18 protein-coding genes are annotated in these 18,098 nt (G+C 64.0%); 13 read left to right on the top strand and 5 right to left on the bottom strand.

The window, feature by feature from the left end:
- Nucleotides 1–42: 42 nt before the first annotated feature.
- Nucleotides 43–267: a hypothetical protein gene (locus tag ACYG9Z_RS23820; RefSeq protein WP_023699154.1), complete on the bottom strand. Its 225-nt coding sequence runs from the start codon at nucleotides 265–267 to the stop codon at nucleotides 43–45.
- A gap of 399 nt (nucleotides 268–666) precedes the next feature.
- Here ACYG9Z_RS23820 and ACYG9Z_RS23815 point away from each other — a divergent pair, with 399 nt between their 5' ends.
- The 5 genes from ACYG9Z_RS23815 to ACYG9Z_RS23795 all read left to right on the top strand — a co-directional run bounded on the left by ACYG9Z_RS23815 (nucleotide 667) and on the right by ACYG9Z_RS23795 (nucleotide 6,354).
- A complete protein-coding gene (locus ACYG9Z_RS23815) occupies nucleotides 667–1,674 on the top strand; it encodes an aldo/keto reductase (protein WP_023742427.1) in 1,008 nt (335 codons plus the stop codon).
- A 407-nt stretch (nucleotides 1,675–2,081) separates the two neighbouring features.
- Complete coding sequence (locus tag ACYG9Z_RS23810; protein ID WP_023673481.1) at nucleotides 2,082–3,029, top strand: substrate-binding domain-containing protein; 948 nt, start codon at nucleotides 2,082–2,084, stop codon at nucleotides 3,027–3,029.
- Nucleotides 3,030–3,200: 171 nt separating this feature from the next.
- Entirely contained in the window at nucleotides 3,201–4,832 is a 1,632-nt protein-coding gene (locus ACYG9Z_RS23805; protein WP_460222853.1) for a sugar ABC transporter ATP-binding protein, read from the top strand.
- Nucleotides 4,829–5,845 carry an ABC transporter permease gene (locus ACYG9Z_RS23800; RefSeq protein WP_023751889.1) on the top strand — a complete coding sequence of 339 codons (1,017 nt, stop codon included), beginning with the start codon at nucleotides 4,829–4,831 and terminating at the stop codon, nucleotides 5,843–5,845. The genes ACYG9Z_RS23805 and ACYG9Z_RS23800 overlap by 4 nt, the downstream gene beginning before the upstream one ends.
- A gap of 11 nt (nucleotides 5,846–5,856) precedes the next feature.
- Nucleotides 5,857–6,354: a GNAT family N-acetyltransferase gene (locus tag ACYG9Z_RS23795; protein WP_023703086.1), complete on the top strand. Its 498-nt coding sequence runs from the start codon at nucleotides 5,857–5,859 to the stop codon at nucleotides 6,352–6,354.
- Between the two features lie 66 nt (nucleotides 6,355–6,420).
- Here ACYG9Z_RS23795 and ACYG9Z_RS23790 read toward each other — a convergent pair whose 3' ends face one another.
- Entirely contained in the window at nucleotides 6,421–6,654 is a 234-nt protein-coding gene (locus tag ACYG9Z_RS23790; protein WP_031193476.1) for a hypothetical protein, read from the bottom strand.
- 145 nt (nucleotides 6,655–6,799) lie between these two features.
- Nucleotides 6,800–7,429, bottom strand: a complete 630-nt coding sequence (locus ACYG9Z_RS23785) for a glutathione S-transferase family protein (protein WP_023703088.1) — start codon at nucleotides 7,427–7,429, stop codon at nucleotides 6,800–6,802.
- A 210-nt stretch (nucleotides 7,430–7,639) separates the two neighbouring features.
- Between ACYG9Z_RS23785 and ACYG9Z_RS23780 the strand changes: the two genes are divergently transcribed.
- The 7 genes from ACYG9Z_RS23780 (at nucleotide 7,640) to ACYG9Z_RS23750 (ending at nucleotide 15,151) form a co-directional block, all read left to right on the top strand.
- Entirely contained in the window at nucleotides 7,640–8,626 is a 987-nt protein-coding gene (locus tag ACYG9Z_RS23780; protein WP_023751887.1) for a tagatose kinase, read from the top strand.
- Nucleotides 8,623–9,900: a D-tagatose-bisphosphate aldolase, class II, non-catalytic subunit gene (locus tag ACYG9Z_RS23775; protein ID WP_023673474.1), complete on the top strand. Its 1,278-nt coding sequence runs from the start codon at nucleotides 8,623–8,625 to the stop codon at nucleotides 9,898–9,900. Before ACYG9Z_RS23780 ends, ACYG9Z_RS23775 begins: the two co-directional genes overlap by 4 nt.
- A 52-nt stretch (nucleotides 9,901–9,952) precedes the next feature.
- Nucleotides 9,953–10,543 carry a DUF922 domain-containing Zn-dependent protease gene (locus tag ACYG9Z_RS23770; protein ID WP_023673473.1) on the top strand — a complete coding sequence of 197 codons (591 nt, stop codon included), beginning with the start codon at nucleotides 9,953–9,955 and terminating at the stop codon, nucleotides 10,541–10,543.
- Nucleotides 10,544–10,737: 194 nt separating this feature from the next.
- Nucleotides 10,738–11,823 carry an ABC transporter ATP-binding protein gene (locus ACYG9Z_RS23765; RefSeq protein ID WP_023673472.1) on the top strand — a complete coding sequence of 362 codons (1,086 nt, stop codon included), beginning with the start codon at nucleotides 10,738–10,740 and terminating at the stop codon, nucleotides 11,821–11,823.
- A gap of 39 nt (nucleotides 11,824–11,862) precedes the next feature.
- Entirely contained in the window at nucleotides 11,863–13,188 is a 1,326-nt protein-coding gene (locus ACYG9Z_RS23760) for an ABC transporter substrate-binding protein (protein ID WP_023693796.1), read from the top strand.
- Nucleotides 13,189–13,347: 159 nt separating this feature from the next.
- The gene (locus ACYG9Z_RS23755; RefSeq protein WP_444849008.1) at nucleotides 13,348–14,247 is read left to right on the top strand and encodes a carbohydrate ABC transporter permease; all 900 of its coding nucleotides are present in this window, start codon (nucleotides 13,348–13,350) and stop codon (nucleotides 14,245–14,247) included.
- A 1-nt stretch (nucleotide 14,248) separates the two neighbouring features.
- Nucleotides 14,249–15,151 (top strand): carbohydrate ABC transporter permease, encoded by a 903-nt coding sequence (locus tag ACYG9Z_RS23750; RefSeq protein ID WP_023673469.1) that lies wholly within the window; start codon nucleotides 14,249–14,251, stop codon nucleotides 15,149–15,151.
- 31 nt (nucleotides 15,152–15,182) lie between these two features.
- Here ACYG9Z_RS23750 and ACYG9Z_RS23745 read toward each other — a convergent pair whose 3' ends face one another.
- Complete coding sequence (locus tag ACYG9Z_RS23745) at nucleotides 15,183–15,887, bottom strand: SDR family oxidoreductase (protein ID WP_023715144.1); 705 nt, start codon at nucleotides 15,885–15,887, stop codon at nucleotides 15,183–15,185.
- Between the two features lie 117 nt (nucleotides 15,888–16,004).
- On the opposite strand from ACYG9Z_RS23745, the gene gcvA reads away from it, so the two are divergent.
- Complete coding sequence (gcvA, locus tag ACYG9Z_RS23740; RefSeq protein WP_023685899.1) at nucleotides 16,005–16,904, top strand: transcriptional regulator GcvA; 900 nt, start codon at nucleotides 16,005–16,007, stop codon at nucleotides 16,902–16,904.
- Between the two features lie 58 nt (nucleotides 16,905–16,962).
- Here the strand turns inward: gcvA and ACYG9Z_RS23735 are convergent, their stop codons facing one another.
- Nucleotides 16,963–18,066, bottom strand: a complete 1,104-nt coding sequence (locus tag ACYG9Z_RS23735) for a flavin-containing monooxygenase (RefSeq protein ID WP_023751886.1) — start codon at nucleotides 18,064–18,066, stop codon at nucleotides 16,963–16,965.
- Nucleotides 18,067–18,098: the final 32 nt, after the last annotated feature.

Raw genomic sequence — 18,098 nt, 5'->3', positions numbered from 1 at the left:
TTTCAAATTTCCCAGCGCGGTGCGAAGGAACGGCGTTCACACTCAATCGTCGGTGGCCGGCGTCAGGTCTAGCTCGGCCGGGGACAGCCCTTGCTGGAGCTGGCTCAGCCGGAACTCGTCGACCCAGTAGGCCTCGCCGTCGACCAGCACGCGGGCCGAGTAGACGCCGCCGGAAAAGCTTTGCGCGGTGACGTAGACCTTGTGGCGGTCGAGCGCCTTGCGCACCGCGGCGCGCTTGGAATTCTGGCTGGTGACGGAACTGGCCATGGCTCACTCATACACAAGACCGCAAGACATGGCGGCGGCATAAGGATGCTGGAGATCGGCTGCTCTGTCAATTTTGACCGCCTGCTTCTGGCAGCGCTACGATCCGGCGGCAGCAAAAAACCGCTGCGCCTCGGCAGTGGGCTTTGCAATGGCGACGACAATATTCGGTTAGTGGTCCGAAGGAATTATGAGCGCGGTGACGCGCGAGAGCTGCTGACGCCGGTTCCGCGTCGGCTTCTCGTAGATCTACTTCATTGGTATCCCCATGGCCCCCAATGGCCGCCAGCAAAGGCGCTTGCGGCTGGGTTTTGTCAAGGGAAGCGCTGTTCTTCCGCCGAACAGCTATGGAAACTGGAGGAGCGGCCGCTATAGTTTTCCTCAGCCCCAAGGAGAACGGCAATGACCCTCAGCACCCGCAAACTCGGCAGCCAGGGGCTGCAGGTCTCGGTGATCGGCCTCGGCTGCATGGGCATGAGCCAGTCCTACGGCCCTGCCGACGAGGCGGAATCGATCGCCACCCTGCACCGAGCCATCGAACTCGGCTGTACCTTCCTCGACACGGCGGAAGTCTACGGCGCTTATGCCAATGAAGAACTGCTCGGGCGGGCGCTGAAGGGCCGGCGCGATGAGGTGACCCTTGCCACCAAATTCGGCTTCCGCATCGAAAACGGCAGACAGGTCGGCACGGAGCGTGACAGCCGGCCCGACCATATCCGCGAGGCGCTGGAGGGCTCGCTGAAGCGGCTCGGCACCGACCATATCGACCTTTACTACCAGCATCGCGTCGATCCGGCGGTGCCGATGGAAGACGTCGCCGGCACGGTCGGCCGGCTGGTTGCCGATGGCAAGGTGCGCTTCTTCGGCCTGTCGGAAGCGGGCGCGGCGAATATCGGCCGTGCGCATGCCGTGCACCCTGTCTCGGCGCTGCAGAGCGAGTATTCGCTTTGGGAGCGCAATCTGGAGCCGGAGATCATCCCGCTGCTCAAAAAGCTCGGCATCGGCCTGGTGCCGTTCGCGCCGCTCGGCCGCGGTTTCCTCGCCGGCGACGTCAAGCGCGCCGAGGATTATCCGGAAGGCGATTTCCGCCGCGGCGACCCCCGCTATCAGGGCGCCAACTACGACGCCAATGTCGCGGCTGCGGCTGCGGTGCAGGAGGTGGCCGCGGCCAAAGGGGCAAAGCCCGCACAGATCGCGCTGGCCTGGGTGCTCGGCAAGGGCGACGGTTTCGGCATTGACATCGTGCCGATCCCGGGGACAAAGCGGCGCAAGTATCTCGAAGAAAATGTTGCTGCGGCCGCGATCACGCTCGACGCGGCCGAGATAGCTGCGCTCGACGCAGCCCTTGCGCCGGGCAAGGTCTCAGGGCCGCGCTACAATGAGCGGGTGATGACAACGATCGACAGGTAGAGGCGTCTAAGCTGCCAATCTCCCCCCTCGTGGGGGAGATGCCTGGCAAGGCAGAGGGGGGCGCGAAGGATCGCCCGCATCAAGTATTCTGCGTAGAGGTTAGCTCAAAGATGTAAGTGAAATTGGCCAATGTCGGCGGGACAGCGCCCCCCTCTGTCCTGCCGGACATCTCCCCCACAAGGGGGGAGATTAGCAGTTTCAGCCCCTCGCCTCACCTTGCGTAATCGATTTTCCTTGGCTAGCATCCTCGGGTCGGCGCCGTGCGGAGGAGAACGTTGCCGCGGACCGGCTGGAGCGCCTCGCGTCCCCTCGGGGCGGTCACAGGACACTCCATTTTTGAATTGACGCAAGGACCGTCCCGAGCCGCTCCCGGTTTCGGGCTCCTGCGTTCATGTGGAGGATATCTGATGAACAGACGCGAATTCCTGTTGTCGACCGTGGCGACCGGTGCCATGGCGCTGGCCGCGCCCATGGCCTTTGCCGCCGACAAATTGACCATATTGGGCTCGGTGCCCAATCTCGGCTTTCCGTTCTTTGTGCACATGCTGAACGAGATCAAGGCGGAGGCGCAGGCGCAAGGCGTCAATCTGACCGAGAGCGACGGCCAGAACTCGGCGCCGAAGCAGACCGCCGACATCGAGGCCGCACTTGTGCAGAAGGTCAACGCCATCGTGATTTCGCCGCTTGACGTCAACGCGCTGGCGCCGGCGATCGAGGAAGCGGTCAAGGCCGGCGTTCCGGTGGTGACGATCGACCGCCGCGTCGACGGCGTCGAGGGCATTCTCGCCCATGTCGGCGCCGACAACGTCAAGGGTGGCGAAGCCGAGGCGCAGGCCATGGTGGCGGCGTTCCCGAACGGCGCCAAGCTGTTCCATTTGCAGGGCCAGCCGGGTGCCGGGCCCGCGATCGACCGCAACAAAGGCGTCCACAATGTGCTCGATCCGCTCAAGGACAAGTACCAGATCATCTTCGAGCAGACCGCTAATTTCGCCCGCGCCGAAGCGTTGTCGGTGACCGAGGCCGGGCTTGCCGCCAACGGCAAGCCGGACGCCATCATCTGCGCCAATGACGACATGGCGCTCGGCGCGCTCGAAGCCTGTGCCGCGCGCAACTTCACCGACGTCAAGATCTACGGCTTCGACGCGCTGCCGGAAGCGCTGGTCGCCGTGCGCGACGGCAAGCTCGCCGGCACGGTCGAGCAGTTCCCCGGCGAACAGTCGCGCAAGGCGGTGCAGATCGCGGTCGCCTTCGCCAGGGACAAGACCGAGCCGAAGGAGAAGCTGGTGCTGTTGACGCCGATCGTCATCGGCAAGGACAATCTCGACAAGGCGGAGAGGTTGAACGAGACGAAGTGAAAGTAGGGCCCATGACGGGTGGAGGTCGCGCTCTGTCGCGCCCCCCTCTGTCCTGCCGGACATCGCCCTCACTTGGGGGGAGATTGGCCGTCACGTCTGCTTTCGCCAATCGCCAACGTTATAGAAATAGTGCTGCCGGCAAAACTGCTGATCTCCCCCCGTGTGGGGGAGATGTCCGGCAGGACAGAGGGGGGCGCTGTCCCGCTGCCTATCGCAATCCGGGAGCAATGCTTGTCCGCCGTTGAACCCACCGCATCATCGCCCCCGCTCCTTTCCGTCGAAGGCGTGACCAAGCATTTTTCCGGCGTCACCGCGCTCATCGACGTTTCGCTCGAGGTGCGGCCCAGTGAGATCCTTGGCCTGCTCGGCGAGAACGGCGCCGGCAAGTCGACGCTGTTGAAAATCCTGTCCGGCGTGATGCCGCCGTCAAGCGGCCGCATCGTCTTCGACGGCGCCGACTACGCGCCGTCCAGTCCGCAGGATGCGAAGCGGCATGGCATCGTCACCATCTATCAGGAACTGAGCCTGATCCCGACGCTGACGGTTGCGGAAAACATTTTCATCGGCCGCGCGCCGCTCGGGCCGCTCGGGCTGGTCAGCTGGCGCAGGATGGAGGACGCCTCGCGCGCGATCATCGCCCGCGTCGGTCTCGACATCGATCCGGCGACGCCGGTGTCCTCGCTGTCGGTAGCCGAACAGCAGCTGGTCGAAATCGCCCGCGCTCTGTCGCTGGAAAGCCGCCTGATCATCATGGACGAGCCGACCTCGGCGCTGACCGAGACCGAGGTGCAGAAACTGATGTCGATCATGGACAGGCTGCGCAAGGACGGTGTCGCCATCATGTTCGTCACCCACCGGCTGGAGGAAGCGTCCGCCATTTGCGACCGCATGACCGTGCTGCGGGATGGCAGGCTGGCCGGTCATCTCGACCGTGACGGCCAGCCGATCCAGGTCCCGAAGATCATCGAGAAGATGGTCGGCCGCGCCGCCTCCGAGCTCTACGCGCGGCCGACGCAGCGCGATGTCGCCGGCGAGGTCAGGCTCTCGGTGCGCGGGCTGCGGACCGTACGCGACCCGTTGGCGCCGCATGCCATCGTACTCGAAGGTGTCAACCTCGATCTGAAGGCCGGCGAAATCCTCGGCGTTGCCGGTCTCGTCGGTTCCGGCCGCACCGAGCTTGCCCGCGCCATTTTCGGCGCCGACCGCATCGCGGCCGGCACGATTTCGCTCGACGGCAAGCCGATCGCCCCGGCCTCCCCCGCCGACGCCATCAAACTCGGCATCGGGTTGGTGCCGGAAGACCGCAAGCACCAGGCGATTTTTGCAGCACTTGGCATTCTCAACAATTTCTCCATCGCCTCGCTCGGCCGCTACAGCAATGGGGCCGGCTTCATGGCCGAACGGCGCGAGCGCGAGGCGCTGGCCGGCTATCGCAAGGCACTGTCGATCCGCATGGCCTCGCCCGAGCAGGCGATCGAGGGCCTGTCCGGCGGCAATCAGCAAAAGGTGATCCTGGCCCGCTGGCTGGCGCGCGACCCGAAAGTACTTATCGTCGACGAGCCGACGCGCGGCGTCGATGTCGGCGCCAAGGCCGAAGTGCACCAGATCCTGGTGCAGCTTGCCGCACGCGGCATCGCCATCATGATGATCTCGTCGGAGCTGCCGGAGGTGCTGGCAGTGTCGGATCGCATCGTTACGATGCGGCGCGGCCGTATCACTGGCGAAATGCCGGGCATCGAAGCGACCGAGGAAAAACTGATGGAACTGATGGCGCTCGACCGCAAGCAGGACGCAACGCAATGACCAGCACCACCGAACAGACCCGGCGCAGCGGCATCAGCATCGCGCGGCTTCTGATGAGTTTTGGGCCGCTGATGTTCCTGGCGGTGTTGATCGTCATCTTCACCGTGCTGAAGCCGAGCTTCATCGATCCAATCAACCTGTTCAACATTTTGCGGCAGATCTCGATCACCGGGCTGATCGCGCTTGGCATGACTTTCGTCATCCTCACTGCCGGCATCGACCTGTCGGTCGGCTCACTGCTCGCCTTCTGCGGCATGGTGGCCGCGGTGGTGGCCAAGGGCGGCACCGCCAACACGCTGTCGCTGTCGACCACGGGCACGCAAGGCTATGGCTGGTTCGCCGCCTTGCTTGCCGCCGTCATCGTCGGGGCGCTGGCCGGCGGCGTCCAGGGCTTTGCCATCACCCGGCTGAAAGTACCGCCCTTCGTCGTCACGCTGGGTGGGCTCACCGTGTTTCGCGGCCTGACGCTGACCATCTCCAATGGCGGACCGATCTCCGGTTTCGACGCCTCGATGCGCTGGTTCGGCACCGGGCTCATCGGACCGGTGCCGGTGCCGGCGATCATCTTCGCGGCGGCGGCCATCCTGTGCCACATCGTGCTGCGCTATACGCGCTATGGCCGCGCCGTCTATGCCGTCGGCGGCAATGCCGAGGCCGCACGCCTGTCGGGCCTGCGCGTCGACCGCATTCTGATCTCGGTCTATGTCATCGTCGGCTTCTTCGCCGGGCTGGCCGCCTTCGTTTTGTCAGCACGGCTCAACTCCTCCGAAGCCGTGGCCGGCATCGGCTACGAGCTTACGGTGATTTCGGCCGTGGTCATCGGCGGCACCTCGCTATTCGGCGGCATCGGCTCAGTCGGCGGCACGGTGGTGGGCGCAGCACTGATCGGCGTGCTGCAGAACGGGCTGCAGTTCAACAATGTCTCGTCCTACACACAAAGCATCGTCATCGGCCTGATCCTGATCCTCGCCGTGGCCTTCGATCGTTGGCTGAAGTCGCGGGTGAGGCGGTGAGGATTTAGGCCATGGTTCAGATCAGGGCGATGACCGAGAAAGATATAGCGGCGGTGTCGCGGCTGTTGGGGGAATCCTGGCGGCGCACCTATTCGGCGATTATGGGGCCAGAGACCACTGCGCGGCTCTCGGACGACAAGCATGCGCCCGAGCGGCTGGCCGAGGAACTTGCGGACGACAACAAGATGTCGTTCGTGGCCGAACGGCCGGACGGTTCGATCGCCGGCTACGCGATGGCGGCGATGGACGATCGTGGCGATGTCCTGCTCGACCGGCTGCACATCGACAAGACAGAGTTCGGCAGCGGGCTCGCCACCGACCTGCTGCACGCGGTGCTTGTCGCGCATGCCGGCATCCCCAGCATTGCGCTGGAAGTGATCGAGGGCAACGACCGGGCGATCGCCTTCTATCGCAAGCACGGTTTCGAAGTGGTCGAGCGCCGCACGGCCGCGCACGGCGTTGGCGGCCACGCCTCGCTGATCATGCGCCGGCTGCTGTCGAGGGCGTAAGGGGAGGGAATAGGCCGTAGGGAATAGGGAATAAGGTGGCGCAGACCGATACCCTACGCCTACAGCCTACTGCGCCGCCGCTTGCCGGCCGTCCTCGTCGTCCGGCATATCGAGAATTTCGATCAGCCGCGCCACCTTCGTTCCCGGCAAGGGGCGGCCCTCGTTGACCAGCGCCTCGTCGGCACCGAGCCAGGCGAACGCCTCGCGCAGTTCTTGAAGGGTGGCGCCGGTCAGCGCGATGTCGGCTATGACCGCCTCGTCTACCGGCCCCAACACCGAAATGATGTCGTCGCGTGTCATGGTCACCTCCATGCTAAGTGCCGGCAGGTCGTCGAGTTGACGCCGGGATCCGGCCATCCAGTCAACGGATTGCGAGCGAAAGCCGCCGACAAAGCAGAATCTGGGTCTTCTTTTCGACTAAGCAAGGTGAACGCGCCTTTTGCCTTCAAGCAGCCGAATGCCGATCGATGCTGTAGAGATGCACGGGATAGCCGGGACCGATGGCGTCGCGTACCCGGCCCGTCCAGGCACGAACCGCCGGATAAGCCGCCAGCGCAAAGCCGCAATCTTCGGCACGGTGGCCGTAGGCATAGACAGCAATGTCGGCGATGGTGAGCATGTCGCCGACAAGGAACGGCGTGTCGTTCAGGCTGCGCTCCAGCGCTGCCAGCGTGCGGGCGCCGGCTTCGCGCTTGGCCGGAAGCGTCGCCTGGTTGCGCTCCAGCCTTCCGGCCAGCGTCCAGAAGCGCAGGGAGCCGATGACCGGCTCGACATGGTACTGTTCGAAGAACAGCCATTGCATAACTTTCGCGCTGACATAGCGATCCGCCGGCAGCAAGGGCGTGCCTTCGGCGAGATAAATGAGGATCGCATTCGATTCGGCGATAGCACGGCCATCCTCGAGTTCGAGCACAGGAACGGCGCCGGCCGGGTTGAGCTTCAGGAAGGCGTCGGTGTGGCTCTCGCCCTCGAAAATCGACACCAGGCGGCTTTCATAGGGAATGTTGAGCAGGCCGAGCACGACCCTCGCCTTCCAACCGTTTTGCGACGGCAAATAATCATGAAGCGTGAGCATGGCTGTCCTTTCGCTGCGGTCGACGCCTGATTTGCACGGTGCCACGATACCAGCCACCCGAATCCTGCAATGTGTACGCGCGGAAACAGATAAACTATACGCATGTAGAGTTTTATTGACTTCGCTGTATGTGCGATTTACCCGATAAACACTTGCGTCGGATAACTGCGCGGGCAAGCAATCAGTTTGCGTGTGAGAGGAATCGCAAGCATGAGCCTTTCGCGCCGAAGCGAGATCGCCGCCGAGGCCGTGGGGCCAACGATTGTCGCCGGCGAAATCCTGGTCGAGATCATGGCGACGGAACGGGGTTTCGGCTTCCTCGAGCCGCAATCGCTTGTCGGGCCATTCCCCAGCGGTGCGCCGGCGATCTTCATCGATCAGGTCGCCCGGCTGGGAGGCGGCGCCGGCATTATCGGCTGCGTCGGCCGCGACGATTTCGGCACGCTCAACCTGGACAGGCTGGAGCGCGACGGCGTCGACGTCTCAGCCGTCGATATCAGCGACCGCTTCCCGACGGGATGCGCCTTCGTGCGCTACCGGCCCGATGGTATCAGGGACTTCGTCTACAACATCGCCGAATCCGCCGCCGGGCAGATACACCTGACCACTGCTGCGCGCCTGCTGGCGGACAGGGCCGGCCATCTGCATATCATGGGATCGACGCTGTCGGTGGCAGGGCTGAAGGAGATCGTCAGCTACGCAGTGCAGGCGGTTCGTGCCCGCGGCGGCTCGACCTCATTCGACCCGAATGTGCGCAAGGAGCTGATCGACGGCTCCGACGGCGCACTGTTTTCCGCACTCATCGACGATGCCGACCTGCTGCTGCCGTCCGGCGACGAATTGCTCGCTACGGCGGGCGTCGATGACGAGCACCGGGCGGTGGCGGCGCTGTTTGCCAGGGGCGTCGGCGAGATCGTGCTGAAGCGCGGTGCTGGCGGCTCTTCCTGGTTCGGCGCCGACGGCGCCAGGATCGACTGCGCCGGTTTTCAGGTCGAGGAAGTCGACCCCACGGGCGCCGGCGATTGTTTCGGCGCCACCTACCTGACCTGCCGCCGCCAGGGGATGGAGCCCGGCAAGGCGCTGCTTTATGCCAATGCGGCCGGCGCCCGCAACGTCACCCGGCGCGGCCCGATGGAGGGCGTCACCAGCTTCGACGGACTCGATCAATTCATCAAGGGAACAGCGAGACGGACATGAGCGCCAACCCGCTTGCAGGCCTCGCCAGCGCGCGCAAAAACGGCTCGCCCTACGGCATCACCTCGATCTGCTCCGCGCATCCGCTGGTGATCCAGACGGCGATCAGGCGCGCCGTTGCCGACAGGGAGAAAAACCTGCTGATTGAGGCAACCTGCAATCAGGTCAACCAGTTCGGCGGCTATACCGGAATGACCCCGGCGCTGTTCGTCGCCTTCGTGCTGGAGATCGCCTGCCGCGAGGGGCTGGAAGCCTCGCGTATCATCTTCGGCGGCGACCATCTGGGACCGAACCCGTGGCGCGCAGAGCCGGCGGCGCAGGCGATGGACAAGGCCGAGGCCATGGTCGGCGCCTATATCGCGGCCGGCTTCACCAAGATCCATCTCGACGCATCGATGGGCTGCGCCGGCGAGCCGGCGGCGCTTGACGACGAGACCATCGCCACCCGGGCGGCGCGGCTGGCAAAGGCGGCCGAAACGGGCGCGCACGCCGCAGGCAGCACCTTGCCGGTCTACATCATCGGCACCGAAGTTCCCGCCCCCGGCGGCGTCGACCATGCGATCAGCGAGTTGAAGCCGACCGAGGCGGCGGCGGCGCGGCGCACGATCGAGGTTCACCGGGAGATCTTTGCCCGCGAAGGCCTGACCGAGGCGTTCGGCCGCGTCATGGCCGTGGTGGTGCAGCCGGGCATGGAATTCGGCAGCCAAAATGTCGTCGCCTACGCGCCCGAAAAATCCAAGGGCCTGACCGGCTTGCTCGATGAGCAGCCGTCGCTCGTCTACGAGGCGCATTCGACCGACTACCAGACCCGTGCGGCTTTGACCGCGCTGGTCGCAAACGGCTTTCCTATCCTCAAGGTCGGCCCCGGCCTGACCTTCGTCTTGCGCGAGGCGCTTTACGGGCTCGACCTGATCGCCTCCGAAATGGCCAGGGACTATGGCGACCGGTCGCTCGCCCGGACCATGGAAAGCGCGATGCTGGCAGCCCCCGGCCATTGGCACAGCCACTATCATGGCAATGAAGCAGAGCTCTATGTGCAGCGGCATTACAGCTACAGCGACCGCATCCGCTATTATTGGAGCAACCCCACCGCTGTCGCGGCCGTCGAGCGCCTGCGCAAGGCGCTGGACGACGTTGCCATTCCCGAAACGCTGATGCGGCAATTCCTGCCGGCGCTGCCGGCCGAACTCGGGCCGGCGGGCAATCCCGAGGCTATCCTTCTCGAAGCTGTCGATCAGGTGCTGGCCGACTATGACGCGGCCTGCCGTGGGACCTGAGTGCATTGCGCCGGGTTGATCTTTGCCTCAGCCCAGTGTCTCTGACGTTTCCATGAAACCAGCCATGTTCTTTCTCCTGTTCGCGGCCTCCCTGCTGGCGTCGCCGGCACGCGCCGACTGGAAGCCGGTCGAAAAGGTCGAGACCTACGCCATCGCAGGGCGGACCGGCCCGGAACTCTATGCCGCGATCGGCGAAGCCGGCCCCTTGCTCGGCAAGGGTCGGGTCATTGCGCACACCAATTTCAAGCTGACCTGGACCAGGGACTACAGGCCGCAAGGCGACGCCTGCGTGCTCAAATCGGCGCGCCCGAAACTGATCATCACCTACACCTTGCCGAAGCCGGCCGAACCGTTGCCGGCTTCCGTCCAGAAGAACTGGACGGTGTTCATCGCCGGGCTCGCCGCCCACGAGAGAGTGCATGGCGCAGCCATCGCCGAGATGGTGCGCAAGATCGAGGCGGTGAGCGTCGGCCTGACCGTTACTGATGACCCCGCCTGCAGCAAGATCAGAACCGAGCTGACGAGGCAACTCGCCCAGATCTCGCTGGCTCAGCGGCAGGCGAGCCGCGACTTCGACCGGGTCGAATTCGGCCCCGGCGGAAACCTGCAGAAGCTGGTGCTGGCTTTTGTGAATGGGGGGTAGTTTGCCGGCGAACCGGTCATTGCGCCGGTGTTCCGAATGACAAGAGCACCGGCCGCATGGCCGCTTTACAGGCAGGCTTGGTAGCGCTACCGTCTGATCGTCACGCGACCTGTTGGGGGAATGGGAGACGGTCGCGAGGCGGGAGAGGAGCGGTTTCCTTCGGGGCGTCGCAAGAAGCATTCGGGAGGAGATCGATGGCGTCTGTCGCGATCGGCGATGTTTACAAATCGTTCGGGACCGTCGAGGTCCTGCATGGCGTCAGTGTGGATATCGACGACGGCGAATTCGTCACGCTGGTCGGCCCGTCGGGTTGCGGAAAATCGACCCTTCTCAGGATGATCGCCGGCCTGGAAAAGATTTCTCGGGGCGAGATCGCGATCGGGGATCGGGTCGTCAACAACGTTGCGCCGAAAGAGCGCGACGTTGCCATGGTGTTCCAGAACTACGCGCTCTACCCGCACATGACGGTCGCCGAGAACATGGCGTTCTCGCTCATGCTCAAAGGTGTTTCGAAGGCCGATTGCGCTACCAGCATTCAGCGCGCCGCCGAAATCCTCGGGCTGGTGCCATTGCTGACGCGATATCCGCGCCAGCTTTCCGGCGGCCAGCGCCAGCGCGTCGCCATGGGCCGGGCGATCGTGCGCGATCCACAGGTTTTCCTGTTCGACGAACCGCTCTCCAATCTCGACGCCAAGCTCAGGGTGCAGATGCGCGCCGAGATCAAGGAACTGCACCAGCGGCTCAAGACGACCACAGTCTATGTCACCCACGACCAGATCGAGGCCATGACCATGGCCGACAAGATCGTCGTCATGCATGACGGCATCGTCGAACAGATCGGACCGCCGCTGGAGCTCTACGACAGGCCAAACAATCTCTTCGTCGCCAGTTTCATCGGCTCGCCCGCCATGAACCTGATCAAGGGCGAGATCGTCACCGACGGGTCTCCGTCCTTTCGCGGCGCCGGGGGAATTTCCGTGCCGCTGGCCGGCGCGCCGGCCGTTGGCAACGGTCATCCGGTGGTGCTGGGAATACGGCCCGAGCATTTGCGGCTATCGTCAGACCAAGGCATTCCAGTCACCGTCGCGGTGGTCGAGCCGACCGGGTCGGAAGTGCAGATCATCGGCCGCACCGCCGGCGGCGACGAGATCGTCGCCAATTTCCGCGAACGCCATGCCTTAACACCGGGCGAATCCATACGGCTCTCTGCCGCGCCTGGCCTGATTCATCTCTTTGACGGCAAGACCGGAACACGATTTGAAACGCGTAACGGATGGTAAGGACCGCATAGCAAGGAAGATAAACCGGAGGAGACGACCATGAAATTCACGAGACGCGATGTAATCCGCACGACCGCAGGTGCCGCGGCGGGAGCTCTGGGAAGCCGGTTCGTCGGCTCGCCGGCTTTTGCCCAGGAGGGCTTGAAATACAAGCCCGAGGAAGGCGCAAAGCTGCGGCTGCTGCGCTGGTCGCCCTTCGTCAAGGGCGATGAGGATCAATGGCTGGCCAACACCAAGCGCTTCACCGAGGCGACAGGTGTCGAGGTTCGTGTCGACAAGGAAAGCTGGGAGGACATTCGCCCCAAGGCAGCGGTCGCCGCCAATGTCGGTTCCGGCCCGGACCTCATGTTCGTCTGGTTCGACGACCCGCATCAATATCCCGACAAGCTGCACGACGTGACCGAGCTCGGCGAGTATCTGGGCTCGAAATATGGCGGCTGGCACGACGGACCAAAGCAATATGCGACGCGGGACGGCAAGTTCGTCGGCCTGCCGCTGGCCACGATCGGCAATGCCATCGTCTATCGCGAAAGCTGGGTGAAGGAGGCCGGCTTCTCCGAATTTCCGAAGGACACGGCAGGCTTCCTCGAGCTTTGCAAGGCGTTGCAGGCGAAGGGACATCCGGCCGGCTTCACGCACGGCCACGGCGTCGGCGACGGCAACAATTACGCGCACTGGCTGCTGTGGAGCCATGGCGGCCAGATGGTCGACGAGAGCGGCAAGGTGGCGATCAACAGCCCCGAGACGCTAAAGGCGATCGGATACGCGCAGGAACTCTACAAGACCTTCATTCCCGGGACCGAAAGCTGGCTCGACGTCAATAACAACCGCGCCTTCCTGGCCGGCGAACTCGGCGTCATCGCCAACGGCATTTCCGCCTACAATACGGCCAAGATCAACAAGGACAACGATCCGAAGCTGGCTGAGATCGCCAAGGACATCCGCACCACCAACCTGCCGATCGGTCCCGTCGGGAAATCGGTCGAACTGTTCCAGGTGACCACCGCCGTCATCTTCAACTACACGCCCTACCCCAATGCGGCCAAGGCCTATCTGCAGTTCATGTTCGAGGATCCGCAGATGACCGACTGGATCACCTCCTCGGCGGGCTATTGCTGCCAGACGCTGAAGGCCTTCGACAACAATCCAGTGTGGACGGCCGACCCGAACAATGCCGCCTATGCCAAGGCCTCGGCGACGCTGCGCCCCAACGGCTATGCCGGGCCGCTCGGCTATGCCTCGGCGGCGACCATGGCCGACTATGTGCTGGTCGACATGTTCGCCAAGGCGGTGACCGGCCAGGCGACGCCGCAGGAGGCGATGGAGGAGGCGGAGAAGCGCGCCAACCGTTACTACCGCGTTTAAGAGCACAGCTGAGCCGGGCAGCAGCCATTGCGCTGCCCGGTCCGGTTCCTGAAATCGCTTGCCCGAAATAGCTTGGCGGTCGCCCGCACCGACCAAGGAGACCTCCTGAGGAAGCTGTCCATGGCCGTGCCGTCCGTTGCCGCCCAGCCGCGTCCGTCGATGCTTTCGCGGATCTCCGAAAGCCGCAACGCGCTGGGCTTCGGCTTCATGCTGCCGGCGGCGGCGCTGCTGCTGGTCTTCCTGACCTATCCGCTCGGGCTGGGCGTCTGGCTCGGCTTCACCGATGCCCGTATCGGCCGCCCCGGCATCTTCATTGGCACCGAGAACTATCAGTATCTGTGGAGTGACGCCGTCTTCTGGCTGTCCGTCTTCAACACCTTGCTCTACACGGTCAGCGCCTCGATCCTGAAGTTCGTGCTCGGCCTGTGGCTGGCGCTCATTCTCAATGAAAACCTGCCGTTCAAATCGTTCTTCCGCGCGATAGTCCTGCTGCCTTGGGTGGTGCCCACCGTACTGTCAGCCATCGCCTTCTGGTGGATCTACGATTCGCAGTTCTCCATCCTGTCCTGGGCGCTGCAGCAAATGGGCCTGATCGACCACCGCATCAATTTCCTCGGCGATCCGGAGAATGCGCGCGCTTCGGTTATCGCCGCCAACGTCTGGCGCGGCATTCCTTTCGTCGCCATCACGCTGCTCGCCGGCCTGCAGACCATTCCGCAGTCGCTCTACGAGGCGGCCACGCTCGACGGCGCCAGTCGCTGGCAGTTGTTTCGTTATGTGACTCTGCCGCTGCTGACGCCGATCATCGCCATCACCATGACCTTCTCGGTGCTGTTCACTTTCACCGATTTCCAGCTGATCTACGTGCTGACCCGGGGCGGACCGGTGAATGCCACGCATCTGATGGCGACATTGTCTTTCCAGCGCGGCATTTCCGGCGGCCAGCTTGGCGAGGGCGCGGCCATCGCGGTGGCCATGATCCCGTTCCTGCTGGCGGCGATCCTGTTCAGCTATTTCGGCCTGCAACGCCGCAAATGGCAACAAGGCGGCGGAGACTGACATGGTCAAGACGGCCGCGACAAGGAAGGCGAAACGTGGGGATATCGACGAAGGCGGCATGGGCTACCTGCAGAGCCTGCCGCGCCGCGTGGTGACGGTCTATCTGCCGCTGCTGGTGTTCGTCTTCGTGCTGTTGTTTCCGTTTTACTGGATGACGATCACGGCGGTTAAGCCCAATCTCGAGATGACCGACTATGCGCAGTTCAATCCGTTCTGGGTGGTGCATCCGACATTGGAGCACATCCGCTATCTCCTGTTCGAGACCTCCTATCCGGGCTGGCTGCTCAACACGATCATCATCTCGACCGCCGCCACGTTCCTGTCGCTGCTGGCGTCGGTGTTCGCCGCCTATGCGATCGAGCGGTTGCGCTTCTCCGGGGCGCGGCAGGTCGGCCTCGGCATCTTCCTCGCCTATCTGGTGCCGCCCTCGATCCTGTTCATTCCGCTGTCGGTGATGGTGTTCAACCTCGGGCTCTACGACACGCCCTTCGCGCTCATCCTTACCTATCCGACCTTCCTGGTGCCGTTCTGCACGTGGCTGTTGATGGGTTACTTCCGCTCCATCCCGTTCGAACTGGAAGAATGCGCGCTGATAGACGGAGCGAGCCGGTGGCAGATCCTCACCAAGATCGTGCTGCCGCTGTCGGTGCCCGGCCTGATCTCCGCCGGCATATTCGCCTTCACCCTGTCATGGAACGAGTTCATCTATGCGCTGACATTCATCCAGTCCTCGGAAAACAAGACCGTGCCGGTGGGTGTGCTGACCGAGTTGGTGCGCTCCGACGTCTACGAATGGGGGGCGCTGATGGCGGGAGCGCTGATCGGCTCGCTGCCGGTGGTGGTGCTCTATTCGTTCTTCGTCGAGCACTATGTCTCGTCGATGACCGGCGCGGTGAAGGAGTGACGAGCCGGCTCACGCGAGGCGACCGGCGCGGTCAGATCGCGCCGATGATGCCGCCGTCGACGCGGATGTTCTGGCCGGTAATGTAGCCCGCACCTTCGGAAGCGAGGAAGGCGATGGTCGCGGCAATTTCCTCCGAGGTGCCGTAGCGCTGCATCGGCACGCTGTCGCGGCGCTCCTCGGTGGCCGGCAGGCTGTCGATCCAGCCGGGCAGCACATTGTTCATGCGCACATTGTCGGCGGCGTAGGTGTTGGCGAAGATCTTGGTGTAGGCGGCAAGACCGGCGCGGAACACGGCGGATGTCGGGAACATCGGGCTCGGCTCGACCACCCAGGCGGTCGAGATGTTGATGATGGCGCCGGCCTTCTGCTTGACCATCTGCGGCGCCACGATGCGCACCGGCCGGATGACGTTCATCAGATAGACGTCGAGACCGGTGTGCCACTGCTCGTCGGTGATTTCGAGGATCGGCGCGCGTGGCCCGTGGCCGCCGCTGTTGACCAGCACGTCGATGCGGCCGAAGCGCTCGAGCGTCAGGTCGGCGAGCCGCTGCAGATCGTCATTCGACTGGTTGGAGCCGGTGACGCCGAGGCCGCCAATCTCCTTGGCCAGAGCCTCGCCCTTACCGGAGGACGACAGGATCGCGACCTTGAACCCGTCCGCCGCCAGCCGCTTGGCCGCCGCCGCGCCCATACCGCTGCCACCCGCGACGACGACTGCCACTTTTTCTACACTCATTTTTCTCTCCTTGGGGTTTTGCGGCGTGTGTCTCGCGACTTCAAAGGATGATATAGCCGGTCTTGCCATCTGGTTCGAACCAGAAAGCCTGAAATCAAGCTGTAGAAAAACTCCTGCATGCCCGAAGCCTTCCTGAGCCTGCCGCCGTTGAATGCGCTGCGTGCCTTCGAAGCCGCCGCGCGTCATCTCAACTTCCGCATCGCCGCGCAGGAGCTGAACGTGACGCAAGGGGCGGTGGCGCAGCATATACGCGGGCTGGAGGCGGATCTCGGCGCAAAGCTGTTCGACCGGCTGCCGCGCGGCCTGGCGCTGACCGATGAGGGACGTGCCTATGCGCCGAACATTCGCCGCGCCTTCGAGCTGATCTCCGAGGCAACGCTGCTGTTGCGGCCCGAGCCGGCGCGGCTGACGATCAGCGTCACGCCGAGCTTTGCCACCAAATGGCTGATCCCCAAACTGCCGGAGTTCGTCGCCCACAACCCGCTCGTCGATTTGCGCATCCTGGCCAGCCAAAGCCTGTCGAGTTTTCAGGCCGACGGCGTCGACATTGCGGTCAGGCAAGGCCGCCCGCCCTTCGGCGCCGGCCTGATGGTCGACCTGTTGTTCCCACAGCAGATCGTCGCCATCTGCAGCCCTGCCCTGCTGCCAACCGAGGCGAACGAGATCGCGACGGCCGATATCCAGCATCATGTCCTGTTGCACGACGCGCACAATCTGTGGCCGGAATTCATGGAGAGAGCGCTCGGGCTGAAGATGGCCACCGAGGCCAAACGCATGCGCTTCAACCAGACAGGCCTCGCGATCGACGCCGCCATTGCCGGCCAGGGCATCGCGCTGGCCAGCCGGTTTCTCGTCGCTGCCGACATTGCCGCCGGCCGGCTGGTGCAGCCGATCAACGCAGAGATGCGTGGGACGCACGATTTCTATGTCGTGATGCCGCGCAAGCAACGGCACCCAGAACCGACGCAAGCCGTGCGGCAATGGCTGCTCGATGAGGGCGACGCGGCGGGGCTGTGATGGATAGCCGATCTCCCCGCAAGGCGGGAGATCCGCAGCTTGGCCGACGCCGCCCCTTTCAGCCTCGCCGAGCAATGTCGGCCGCCACTGCCTTCGCCTCGCGTCCAATTTCCCTGAGCAGACCGGTGACCGGATTGTAGAAGCCGACGAGGTAGAGGCCGAGTTGCGAGGCGCGGGCGTTGACGCCACTGCGCTCCGGCTGCAATTCCACGGGCAGAAACTTTTCGTAGCCCGGGCGATAGCCGGTGGCGAGGATGACGGCGTCGAAATTTTCCTGCCTGCCGTCGGTGAACGCAGCGCCGCGCTCGGTGAAGCCCGCTATGTCGGGCGCGATCTTGATGGCGCCTTTGGTGATGGCGTCGACCGTGCCGACGTCGATGACCGGGATGCGGCCGACTTCGTCGATCTGTTGCAGGATGCCCTGTTTCGGCCTGACGATGCCGTATTTCTCGAGCTTGCCCAGCGCGAAATCGAGGATGATCGGAAACATCCAGTCGTTCAGCGCCTGCGGCATTGGCCGGCTGGCGATGCCGACCATCTGGATCGGCACGCCAAACAGCTGGCGCGGCACGATGTGGACGCCCTTGCGCACCGAAATGGTCGGACGCGCGCCACTTTCCGCCAAGTCGAGCGCGATCTCGGCGCCGGTGTTGCCCATGCCGACGATCAGCACCGAGCGGCCGGCAAAGGGCGCCGCTTGCTTATAGTCGGCGCTGTGCAGCACCTCGCCCTTGAAAGCCTCGATGGCAGGGAGCCGGGGGATGATCGGCTCGGCATTGTTACCGCTGGCGATAACGACATGGCGCGCCTTGAGGTTGTCCGATCCTGTCTCGACCAGAAAACCGCCGTCCCCGAGGCGAATGGCTTTCACCGTCACACCGAAGCGCGGGCGCAGATCGAATTTTTCCGCGTAGTCGTCGAGATAGCGGACCACCATTTCGCGCGGCACGTAGCGCGGATAATTTTTGGGAAAGGGCAGGAACGGCAGCGACGAGAACGACTTGACCGTATGCAGATGCAGCCGCCGATAGTGCCGCCGCCAGGCGGGCGCGATCTCCTGCGATTTTTCGAGCAGGATGAAATCCACTCCTGCCCGCTTCAGGCAGGCACCGACCGCAAGGCCGGCGGGCCCGGCGCCGACAATAACGACAGTGGTGTCCAAGCGATTCTCCTCCCGCTAGCTCCTTAGGCTAC

The organism is Mesorhizobium sp. RSR380A (assembly GCF_054719385.1).
The sequence above is the reverse complement of the archived record's forward strand: the minus strand, read 5'-3'. Positions and strand labels throughout refer to the sequence as shown.